This is a genomic window from Aeromonas sp. s10 (assembly GCF_040907975.1).
GTDB lineage: Bacteria > Pseudomonadota > Gammaproteobacteria > Enterobacterales > Aeromonadaceae > Aeromonas > Aeromonas caviae.
Genome location: NZ_JBFOCV010000024.1, coordinates 1 through 8,818, shown reverse-complemented (window position 1 = coordinate 8,818; position 8,818 = coordinate 1). Strand labels below are relative to the sequence as shown.

At 64.3% G+C, this 8,818-nt stretch carries 16 protein-coding genes and 1 pseudogene; all 17 read right to left on the bottom strand.

Features of this window, described 5'->3' with window-relative positions:
* Positions 1 to 399: pseudogene (locus AB5Y59_RS05605) on the bottom strand (phage tail protein); the annotation flags it as partial.
* Between the two features lies 1 nt (position 400).
* Positions 401 to 1,816 carry a phage tail protein I gene (locus tag AB5Y59_RS05600; protein WP_368211629.1) on the bottom strand — a complete coding sequence of 472 codons (1,416 nt, stop codon included), beginning with the start codon at positions 1,814 to 1,816 and terminating at the stop codon, positions 401 to 403.
* Complete coding sequence (locus AB5Y59_RS05595; protein ID WP_025327464.1) at positions 1,816 to 2,217, bottom strand: hypothetical protein; 402 nt, start codon at positions 2,215 to 2,217, stop codon at positions 1,816 to 1,818. Before AB5Y59_RS05595 ends, AB5Y59_RS05600 begins: the two co-directional genes overlap by 1 nt.
* Before the next feature lie 10 nt (positions 2,218 to 2,227).
* Positions 2,228 to 3,100 (bottom strand): baseplate J/gp47 family protein, encoded by an 873-nt coding sequence (locus AB5Y59_RS05590; RefSeq protein WP_368211631.1) that lies wholly within the window; start codon positions 3,098 to 3,100, stop codon positions 2,228 to 2,230.
* A gap of 5 nt (positions 3,101 to 3,105) precedes the next feature.
* Complete coding sequence (locus tag AB5Y59_RS05585; protein WP_368211628.1) at positions 3,106 to 3,465, bottom strand: GPW/gp25 family protein; 360 nt, start codon at positions 3,463 to 3,465, stop codon at positions 3,106 to 3,108.
* Positions 3,462 to 4,034 (bottom strand): phage baseplate assembly protein V, encoded by a 573-nt coding sequence (locus tag AB5Y59_RS05580; RefSeq protein ID WP_323924746.1) that lies wholly within the window; start codon positions 4,032 to 4,034, stop codon positions 3,462 to 3,464. Before AB5Y59_RS05580 ends, AB5Y59_RS05585 begins: the two co-directional genes overlap by 4 nt.
* A gap of 78 nt (positions 4,035 to 4,112) precedes the next feature.
* Positions 4,113 to 4,751: a phage virion morphogenesis protein gene (locus tag AB5Y59_RS05575; protein ID WP_368211626.1), complete on the bottom strand. Its 639-nt coding sequence runs from the start codon at positions 4,749 to 4,751 to the stop codon at positions 4,113 to 4,115.
* Positions 4,727 to 5,203, bottom strand: a complete 477-nt coding sequence (locus tag AB5Y59_RS05570; RefSeq protein WP_368211624.1) for a phage tail protein — start codon at positions 5,201 to 5,203, stop codon at positions 4,727 to 4,729. The genes AB5Y59_RS05575 and AB5Y59_RS05570 overlap by 25 nt, the downstream gene beginning before the upstream one ends.
* Positions 5,178 to 5,420: an Rz1-like lysis system protein LysC gene (gene lysC / locus AB5Y59_RS05565; protein ID WP_368211623.1), complete on the bottom strand. Its 243-nt coding sequence runs from the start codon at positions 5,418 to 5,420 to the stop codon at positions 5,178 to 5,180. The genes AB5Y59_RS05570 and lysC overlap by 26 nt, the downstream gene beginning before the upstream one ends.
* Positions 5,314 to 5,787: an Rz-like lysis system protein LysB gene (gene lysB / locus AB5Y59_RS05560; RefSeq protein WP_368211622.1), complete on the bottom strand. Its 474-nt coding sequence runs from the start codon at positions 5,785 to 5,787 to the stop codon at positions 5,314 to 5,316. Before lysB ends, lysC begins: the two co-directional genes overlap by 107 nt.
* Positions 5,777 to 6,247 (bottom strand): hypothetical protein, encoded by a 471-nt coding sequence (locus AB5Y59_RS05555; RefSeq protein WP_368211620.1) that lies wholly within the window; start codon positions 6,245 to 6,247, stop codon positions 5,777 to 5,779. Before AB5Y59_RS05555 ends, lysB begins: the two co-directional genes overlap by 11 nt.
* Positions 6,237 to 7,058: an N-acetylmuramidase domain-containing protein gene (locus AB5Y59_RS05550; RefSeq protein WP_368211618.1), complete on the bottom strand. Its 822-nt coding sequence runs from the start codon at positions 7,056 to 7,058 to the stop codon at positions 6,237 to 6,239. The genes AB5Y59_RS05555 and AB5Y59_RS05550 overlap by 11 nt, the downstream gene beginning before the upstream one ends.
* A complete protein-coding gene (locus AB5Y59_RS05545; RefSeq protein ID WP_244056013.1) occupies positions 7,055 to 7,363 on the bottom strand; it encodes a phage holin family protein in 309 nt (102 codons plus the stop codon). Before AB5Y59_RS05545 ends, AB5Y59_RS05550 begins: the two co-directional genes overlap by 4 nt.
* A gap of 275 nt (positions 7,364 to 7,638) precedes the next feature.
* Positions 7,639 to 8,001 (bottom strand): putative holin, encoded by a 363-nt coding sequence (locus AB5Y59_RS05540; RefSeq protein ID WP_041214915.1) that lies wholly within the window; start codon positions 7,999 to 8,001, stop codon positions 7,639 to 7,641.
* Between the two features lie 9 nt (positions 8,002 to 8,010).
* Positions 8,011 to 8,241 carry a TraR/DksA C4-type zinc finger protein gene (locus AB5Y59_RS05535; RefSeq protein ID WP_323945455.1) on the bottom strand — a complete coding sequence of 77 codons (231 nt, stop codon included), beginning with the start codon at positions 8,239 to 8,241 and terminating at the stop codon, positions 8,011 to 8,013.
* Between the two features lie 2 nt (positions 8,242 to 8,243).
* On the bottom strand, positions 8,244 to 8,447 hold the full coding sequence (locus AB5Y59_RS05530) for a tail protein X (RefSeq protein ID WP_025327452.1): 204 nt from the start codon (positions 8,445 to 8,447) through the stop codon (positions 8,244 to 8,246).
* Positions 8,447 to 8,818, bottom strand: a 372-nt coding sequence (locus AB5Y59_RS05525; protein WP_368211617.1) for a head completion/stabilization protein, incomplete at its 5' end; no start/stop codon positions are given. The genes AB5Y59_RS05525 and AB5Y59_RS05530, both read right to left, overlap by 1 nt.

Genomic DNA, 8,818 nt, shown 5'->3' with positions numbered 1-8,818 from the left:
GGCATCGGTGATGCCATAGCCCGACAAGGTGGTGGGGTTGCTGCCGGCGGTGACGTTGCCCTTGGCATCGACGGTGACGGAGCGATAGGTCCCCGCTACCACCCCGGAGTTTTTATAGGTGGCGGTGATAGAGATGTTACCGCTGCCATCGAACGAGGCCTGACCGGTCACATCCCCGGCCACGGCGATGGTGCGCGCCGTGGTGAGCTTGTTGGCCTTGCCCGCAGCGGTGGTGCCGCCTTCCAGGTCATCCATGTGCTTTTTCAGGTAGGCGGTGCGGTTCGCCAGCGCCTGGGCCTGCTTGTTGGAGGTACCCCCCGGGCCGCCGAGCACCGGGTCGCTGGTTTCGAGCTGATAGACGCCTGCGTCCCAGCTCACCACCTCTTGTAAATTCGCCATATCAGGAGGCTCCGTGGTTGTAGTTGCCGTTGTAGGTTGCGGCGCCGTTGTAGGTCAGGGGCGCCTGGGTGTAATCGAGGGCCGCCAGATGGCAGCGGGCCGGGGCCATCTCTGCCAGCAGGCGCCGGATGCGGTTGGCCTGCACGGTGGTGACCGGGCGGGCGAGGATGACGCGATAGACGGCCCACTGGGACGGATCCCCGTGGGGTTCGTTGCCGTTGTATGCGAGCGTGCCGTCATAGCGGCGGCCCGTAGCGCGTTCGATGATGGTGCTGTCGCCAAAGCCCAGCACGGCCAGCGCCTCCTTGATGGCCCAGGGGGTGCCCTTGCGCTGGTGCAGGCGGAACGAGGCGCTGATGAGGGCTCGCTGCTGGTCTTCTGACTCGGCCAGCTCCCACCAATCCACCGACCTTGCCCAGGCGAGCCAGGGCAGCAGCGGGGCCGGGCAGGTGTCAGCAAAGCGGGTGGTGGTGATCACCTCCGGCGTCACTGTGCTGGCCAGGGTGGCCGCGGCAAGGTGTTCCAGCCGGGTGGCTGAGGGCGGCAGCATATCCCGGGTGGTCGGCAATGGCAGGGGCAGACGATGCACCTTGGCCGCGCCGAACGTACAGCCATCAAAGCCCCGTGTGGTCAGGCGCGCGGAACTGGCAATCGGCGAGAGTGCCGAAGGTAGCAGCGGGGCCGGGACCAGTGCGGCGGTGATGGCGGGCAGACCCGGGAGAGGGACCGCCGGGGCCAGCGGATAGAGGATCCGCGCGTACTTGGCGACGGGGCTCCCCACTGCGCCCGTGAACGGGGTCGCGGCCTGAGCCAGTCGGGTGTTGAGCCTTGGGGCACCGCTCTGACCATCAGACAGGGTGCCGACGAGTTGGCGCACTCGGGCACGGTGGCTGCCCATGGCGCCAAGATCGAAGCCGGCAGGAGCGAGGCGTTGCCCAATGGTCGGCGCCTCAATGGCGTCTGGCTGCATGCTGCCTGCCGCAAGCCTGGCCCTGAGCGTGGCGATGCCCAGCGCACCGGCACTGAGCCCCGGCACGCGGACGAGGGGGGTGAGTTCGGCCGCGCCCATGGCGAGCAGATCCCCCAGGCTCCCCACACTGGCGCGGGTGGTGATATCCGGGGCGCCATAGGCACCCGCCTCGATGGCGCCGGGTGCGGTGCGATGGGTCAGCTTGGCCGTGCCTGCTGCGAACTGACTGACTCCGGCGGGCCTGGCGCGCTGTAATGCCGCCATGCTGCCGATTGGCCCTGCCGCTATCCCGACCGGTGACAGGCCGATCCTGACCCCGGCAATGGCGACCGGCGCGGGGTCATCGTCACCCTGCAGGGTGCCCCGGTAGATCGCCGCCCCGTCGAATGACAGGGTGCCGTCGTGATAGGTCAGTGACCCGCGCCAGACGGGATAGAGGGTTGCCATCAGAGTTTGAAGATCTTATTGGCGCCGTTGTCCCAGGCGATGATGATGTCGCCGCCGTTGGTGCTGACCGGCAGGCCCGCCGCCGTGTCGAACAGGGCGATCAGCGGGCTGGTCGCGGCGCTGCCGGTGTCTTTGTAGATGGCGCAATACTTCACCGCCGCCGTGGGCACGGCGCTGAAAGTGACGTCGGCGGCGTCCAGCACGCCGCCGGTGACCGTCTTGCTGGTCAGGGTCTGCGGGGTGCCGACCACGTGGGACGAGAGCGTGCTGAAAAACTCGTCGCTGCCCAGGGTGGGGGCGTAGGTGTCTTTGATCAGCGCGCACTTGAGGGTGTCGGCACTGGCGTTGATGGCGCCGGTGAGAAACTTCTCGCGGCCTTTGTCATAGAGGGCGTTTGCCATGGTCTGGTCCTTAATCGAGGTGGAGGGTGGTGAGTTTGGCGGCCTGCTGCGCCGTGCAGGTGACATCTGTCAGCGGTGCGCGCAGGGTGACGCTGTCGATCCCCGGCTGGTGCAGGGCGGCATAGATGGCCGAGAGCGGGACGGTGGCCCCGACCCGGTAATAGGCGGCAGCGGTCTGGTTCATGGCAGCGGTGGCCGCTGCAATGGCCTGCTCCTTGCCAAGGCCGGTGGCGTTGAGGGTGGCATCGACGGCATAGGGCTTGATCTGGGAGGGCTCGACGGCCACCAGATCGCACAGGGGGCGCACATCATCTGCCGAAAGCGCCTGGCTGACCCGATTGAGGGTGTCGGCACTGGGTTGGCCGGCAGGGGATAGCAGGGTCACCCGCACGGTACCCGGCGAGGGGCTGTCGACGGCCACATCCGCCACCTCGGCGCTGGCTGACAGGGCGTGAAACTTGTAGGCATTGACTGGCCCGGCGGTGGTCAGCCCCTCAAAAGCCATCTGGCCGCGCAGGCGCAGGCGGTCATCCGATTCATAGACCGGATCGACAGGCGGATTGGCCGCCGGATCCCCCGGGGTGACCAGCAGGCGGGCGATGTTGTACTCGGCGACCAGGTGGTCGAGGGTGGTGCCGCTGGCAAAGGCGAGCAGGGTCTGCTTGGCGGCATCGTTGATGCGGGCCCGCAGCACCACCTCCCGATAGGCGTTCTCTTGCAGCAGCTTGTTGAGCGGCTCGGATTCGAGTTCCAGGGTGGCGGCGATGGCGGCTTGCTGGTCTGCCGGGTAGTAGCTCACCAGGGTGGCCTTGCGCTCGGCCAGGATGGTCTCAATGTCGAGGGGCTCCACCACCGAGGGCGGCGGGAGCTGGGTCAAATCCACGTTGCTCAATTGGCGGCTCCTGTGGGGATGGCGATAGAAGCAGACTCCGGCGCGCCGCCGTCCTTGCGCTGCCAGGTGAGCTCAACGGTAAGGGCGCCATCCATGCCGCCGCCCAGCACATCGACCCGGGTGATGGTGATGCGGGGTTCCCAGTTGATGAGGGCCTGTACGGTGGCGGCCATCAGGCGCAGGCGGGTAGCCTGATGCTGTGGCTGGTCGATGAGGTTAAACAGCTCGCTGCCGTAGTCGCGGCGCATGACGCGGGATCCCACCGGGGTGATGAGGATGTCGCGCACCGACTGGATGATGTGGTCGGTAGCGCTGATGGCGCGGCCGGTGGCTGCATTCATGCCGAGCCAGTTCATTGCGGGCCCCCGGAGGTGCCGCTGCCGGTGCTGACATTTCCGTGCTTGTGGGTGGTCACCTCGATTCCGCCGATGTTGGCGCTGGGGGCGGTGATCTTGCCGCCCGCCTCGATGGTCGAACCGACCTTGAGTGCCTGGAAGCATTCCACCAGGGGGGTGATCAGCTTGACGGTCACCGAGGCGGAGATGGTGGCGGTCTTGATGCCGATCGCATTGAGCGTGCCGGTGGCCGGGTTGTACTCGATGACGGCGCCATCAGCGTATTCAGTGCGGTCGAGGTCCGGGTTGTCATCGCCTGCCAAGGGTTCTGGGAAGGCAGCGCAATTGATGGGGCCGACGATGTAGGCATTGCGCAGATCGCCGCTGACCGAGAGCATCAGCACCTGTTCGCCAATGGAGAGGCGATGGCGGGTGCGATTCCTCCCGGCCCGCGCAGTTGCGTAGGGCCGCCAGTTGGTGATGAGGTCGCCTGTCTTGACGCGACACTCCCCTGATCGCACGGCAGTGACGGTGCCGATGCGGATCAGGTTGTCGATCAGGCGTTGGAGTTCAGTCGGGGTCGGTTGCATGGGGCCATTGTTTTGGGTAATGGCGAGTAAGGCGAGAGGCGGCCAGTGTGTACGGCGCTGGCACACTGGCGGCGTTGGTTACAGCCCTTTGGTGAGCTGGGCGAGCAGCAGGTCTTCGACCTTGTCGATGTCTTTGTCATCCATCCCCAGTAACCGCCGTTCCGGGTATCGAATGTCTTGCCCCTTGCTGCCTTTGTCTTTCAGACCGTAGTGGTGGATATGGGCGATTTTATCGGCAGTGCTGGCGAATGTGACCTCGGCCCTGTCGCTATAGCCCTTGGCCTTGAGCCATGTCGACTTGATGAGGCGGGAGAACATCTTGCGCTTGAGCCGACTTTTGTTGACGGTGTCGCCCTTGCTGGCATCGACCTTGATGAAGCGCTTGATGCGTGATCGTTTGAAGGTCCGGATGCCGCCCCGCATGATATCGAAGCCGATGATGTAGCTGCGAGTGCCGCGCCAGCTTTTCAGGTGGCGCACTTCTTTGTCACTGGTGGTGTAGATGAACTTTATCTCGCGGTTGCCGCGCTGCGGCTTGCGCGGGTCCATCTTGTCCCCTTCCGGGGTGACGTTGTCTTTGATGCGCTTGGCGTTGCTGTCGCGCATCTCTTTGGCCATCTGGTCAGCAAATTTGGCCAGCTCCCGCTGCGACAGGTTGGCCCGGATCAGCTCTAACCTGGCGGCGAAGTCGTTCAGACGGTCGATGTCGGCGGCCACGGCTGATACTCCCCGTTGATGAACAGTTCCCAGGTGATGCCGTCGTAGGGGTCTTCTGGCGGTTCGGGCAGGTGTTCGTAGTGCAGGCCCTGGTCATCCTTCCATACCTTGACCCGCTCGGTCAGTGGCAGCTTGATTTCGATGTCGCAGGTTTCGTTGTTCTGGATCTCGACTTCGAACCGCATGGCGTTTTCGCGCTTGTCGCTGTTCATCATCAGTTCTGGCTGGTACTGCCTGATCCATGCCAGCAGCGGCACCATGACGGTGTTCACGTTCTGGGCAAAGTCGGCCACGATGATGGTCAGTTCGTACTGGTATTCAAACGACAGGCTGGCGGCGCCGGTGGCAACCAGCTTGCCCTTGTCGACGAATATCATCATGTGATCCGGGTTCTGGCGCAGCAGCGGGATGCACTGCTGCAACACCTCACGGATCTGTTTTGGCTTTTCCATTTTCCCTCCTGTACTGGTGGCGTTGCTGGCAGGCGATAAGGCTGTCGACCTGGGCGGCGCAGGTTGCCCAGGCGGACTCGGTCTGGGTCAGTTGGTCGAGCAGATCGCCGTTATTGACCGGGCTGGCTGCCGGCAGTTGGCAGGGCGCCGGGGCTGGACAGGTGAGCCTGATAATCTGCGGCGCCGGTGAGGGCGGGGCGCTGGAGCAGCCTGACAACAGGATCAGGCAGAGGGCGATCAGCCCACTCCTTGAGTTCAGCATTATCACGTTTGAGCCTCTTGATGGTGTCGGCCCGGGTGGCGGCCGTGATGGTCAAATTGCCAAGCTGGCGTTGCAGCGTGGCGGCGGCGGTTGCCTGGGCGTCCAATTCGCCGGTGAGGGTATCGATCACCTCGTCTTTGGCCTTTTCCCGCTGCTCGGCCTCTTTGGCCTTGTCGTTGGCGGCCTTGAGGTCGCTTTGCAGGGTATCGACCTTGCCTCTGGCGGTCGCTGCCGAGGTGGCCGACCAGCCCCAGCCAGCCAAGGCGACGGTCAGGGCCAGCAGCAACCAGGTGAGGGGGGAGCGCAGGAGGTTATTCAGCACAATCAACCCCCCAGAAATCCATCGGGATCGAGTCGTCACGAAGGTGAGTGTGACAGGGCATGATGATGATGGTGTCGACGTGGGTCTGATACGTCTGCATCAACTTGGCAATGGGGCGGTCCCCCTTTGGCTTCATCAAGTTAAATGGCGGCCTTGGCGTGGTGCAGTAATACCCATTTGGGCGGATCTTGATAACGCTCTGGTTTTGGAACCAGTCGAACTCGTCATACATCCAGATCACATCAGGGTCTGCATCGAGTTCGGCAAACCACTCTTTTTTGTTCAGGTATTTGTCACCGCTGACCTTTGCTCCCGGACACCCCTTTTGCAAAAGGGCCATCATGAAGCGGTTATTGCTACAGACGATCACCACCCTCTTGCCCTGGGCTATCAACTGGTTCGCTGTCGCGATAAGCCGTTCAGTTTTCCCAGTCATCCGGCCTGTGATTTCAATGTGCATTTGCCACCTCCTTCACCGGATAGACCTTGGCAAAGTGGTCATATGCCTTGGCCAGCTTGGTGTCGTAGTCATTGTCCTTGTAGGCCGGGCCGTTGTAGCGGCGGGCAAAGTCAGCCCACTTGCGACCCTGCATGGCCTTGTGCATGGCGGGATCTTGCTGGATGAAGCGGCACAGGGCGGTGAGGTGGTCCACTTCGCTGCGCTGCATGGCGGTCTGCCAGTCGCTGGCCGAGGCAAAGCCCAGCGCCTGCCAGTGGAAGCCCATGATCTGGAACATCCCCCAACTGGCCGACTCTATGGCGGCATCCCGGTGCAGGCTGATGGCGAGTTGCAGCCGCTCCCACTCGGCCGCCCCGCCCGCATAGCCGCCACGCTTGGGGTTGACCAGGTTGGGGTAATGGGCGGCCATCTGGTCGGCGGCGGCCTTGCCCAGGTGCTGGGTGAGCTGCTTATAGAACACATGCCGCTCGAACAGCACCACCGGGCGCATGTCGGTGGTGAACCCCTCGCCGATGCTCTCGACCTGGGCGACGGTGGCCATGGTGGCCAGCGGCAGGCCCAGCAGGTCAGCGCCAGCCTGCATGTCGCCGATGCGCAACTGGTTGCCCCGCTCGCTGCCGAGCAGGGCGGCCATGGTGCGGGGGCCAGCCTGGCCGATGGCGGTGATCATGTAGTCCCGCTGAAAGGCGAGCAGGGCACGCTCGGTGGCATCGCCAAACCAGCCATCCGGATCGAGCGGATAACCGGCTTTGGCCAGGCGACGCTGCAGGTCGGCGACGGCGGCGCCGGTATCCCCTTTTTTCAGGCTCATGGTTGAAACCTCCCGTTCAGGTGGCTGGCGGTGGTCGGTTGCTGGCGCCGCCGTGGCAGCAGGCGCATGACGGATCCGCGGGAACCGATCAGGGCGGTGAGTACGACAGAAGCCAGCAGGACGGCGGCGGGGTCAGGAGCGGGCAGAGCCCCGATCAGGGCACGCAGGGGCACGGAACCGGCGGCGAAGGTGAGCAGCCAGGCCAGCACGGCGGGGAGGGGGCGATAGTCGCCCCCGTTGCGGTTGAAGGTGGCGATGCGCAGCGCGATCGCGGCGCAGATCATGGCGTAGAGGATGGTCAGCATGTCAGCCCCCTTTGCAGGCTTGGCGCTTACGCCGAGCCCATTTGATGAACCGGATTACCACTCGCGGTAGTTCAATTACGAATGCGCAAGCCAATGCGCAAACGACCGACGTTACGAAGGAGTTCAGCGGGTTGAACGGTGCGCCTCTCACAAATTCAACCAACATCAACAACAAGCAGACTGCAGCCCATTGCCACGCTGATTTCTCAACAACTTTCAGGAGTCCCGCAAGCCACAAGACCCCGGAGAAGGCTTTACTGTCCTGTTGGTGCATATCAGCCCCCTTTGCGGAGTTTGAGCAGGTCTTCCGGCGTTTTGCGCAGGATCCACTGCAACAGGTGGACGGCCAGCGCCGAGGCGAGCATTGCGCCGACGGCCCTTGGGACCTCGACGCTGAGTGGCAGCACGCTGGCCAGCATGGCGGCAACCAGCGGTGCCGCCAGTGCCCCCGCCACGAAGGCGGCAACGAACAGGCCCGCTTTGCGCAGGTTGCCCAGCTCGGCGGTGGTGGCGATGAACACCAGCGCCCCGGCGAATGCACCGAGCAGGACGCCGGGGTCTACGCCCGGGAAGAGGGACAGCAACGCCAAGGCGCTCAGGGTGCTGGTTGCTGCACTGGATGAAATGGGTTCTGGCATCGTGCTCTCCTATCGTTTGCCGCCGTAGTGGCGAGCGGTTTGAAATTCGTGGATGGTCTGGCACTCGGCGCAGCGTTCGCAGCCCCGCTGTGCTTCACGGCGCGCCTGCGGGATGGTGTTTTCGCAGTCGATGCAGTAGTGCGGGCCGGTGCCACTGATGCGGGCGGCGTGGATGCGGGCAGCGAGTTGCTGCTCGCTGATGTCGGCCAGTCGTTCGAGTTCATCGTCGAGGCGGCTCATGGTCAGTCCCATAGCTGGATCAGCGGCTGCTCGGCCTGGGTGGGGGCCGCTGGCATTGTGATGAGGGTTCCGGTCGGGAGGATGGGGCCGAGCGCGGCCAAACCGGGGTTGAGTGCGAGCACCTGCTCGGTGATGCCTGCGGTGTAGCCGTAGTGCCGGAACAGGATGAGGTCGAGGGTGTCACCCTGTTGGCTGCGCAGCTCCATCAGATGAGCGCCACGGTGATGTGGGTGGTACCGAGGATGTCGCGAATGGCAAAGCGGGCGTCGCGGTAGAGGTCGTCAGAGCTGATGATTTTGGCATCGGCCCCTTTGACGCCATCACCGGTGGCGCTGTAGTCGGTGTAACGCTCCAGCAGGTTGGCGCGGGTCATGGCATAGATGGCGCGCCGGTAGCTGTGCAGGTACGCCGATTCGCCATTGATGACCTCGCCCGGTACGGCGGCCAGGGTGGCGACCCCTTCTGCCTCACGGGCGCGGCGCCAGTCAGCCAGATCCCGGTTGACGCTGGTGATGGCGTCGATCACGGCATGCTTGAGGCGGGCCGTGGTGACGGTGCCATCGAGTCGGACGGTGTC

Bases quoted from the DNA above. Each gene is read 5' to 3' on its own strand.
- AB5Y59_RS05585 (WP_368211628.1), bottom strand. From the start codon at position 3,465: ATGAACTGGCTCGGCATGAATGCAGCCACCGGCCGCGCCATCAGCGCT.
- AB5Y59_RS05600 (WP_368211629.1), bottom strand. From the start codon at position 1,816: ATGGCAACCCTCTATCCCGTCTGGCGCGGGTCACTGACCTATCACGAC.
- AB5Y59_RS05540 (WP_041214915.1), bottom strand. From the start codon at position 8,001: ATGCCAGAACCCATTTCATCCAGTGCAGCAACCAGCACCCTGAGCGCC.
- AB5Y59_RS05595 (WP_025327464.1), bottom strand. From the start codon at position 2,217: ATGGCAAACGCCCTCTATGACAAAGGCCGCGAGAAGTTTCTCACCGGC.
- AB5Y59_RS05545 (WP_244056013.1), bottom strand. From the start codon at position 7,363: ATGCTGACCATCCTCTACGCCATGATCTGCGCCGCGATCGCGCTGCGC.
- AB5Y59_RS05530 (WP_025327452.1), bottom strand. From the start codon at position 8,447: ATGGAGCTGCGCAGCCAACAGGGTGACACCCTCGACCTCATCCTGTTC.
- AB5Y59_RS05555 (WP_368211620.1), bottom strand. From the start codon at position 6,247: ATGCACATTGAAATCACAGGCCGGATGACTGGGAAAACTGAACGGCTT.
- AB5Y59_RS05580 (WP_323924746.1), bottom strand. From the start codon at position 4,034: ATGCAACCGACCCCGACTGAACTCCAACGCCTGATCGACAACCTGATC.
- AB5Y59_RS05550 (WP_368211618.1), bottom strand. From the start codon at position 7,058: ATGAGCCTGAAAAAAGGGGATACCGGCGCCGCCGTCGCCGACCTGCAG.
- AB5Y59_RS05535 (WP_323945455.1), bottom strand. From the start codon at position 8,241: ATGAGCCGCCTCGACGATGAACTCGAACGACTGGCCGACATCAGCGAG.
- AB5Y59_RS05570 (WP_368211624.1), bottom strand. From the start codon at position 5,203: ATGGAAAAGCCAAAACAGATCCGTGAGGTGTTGCAGCAGTGCATCCCG.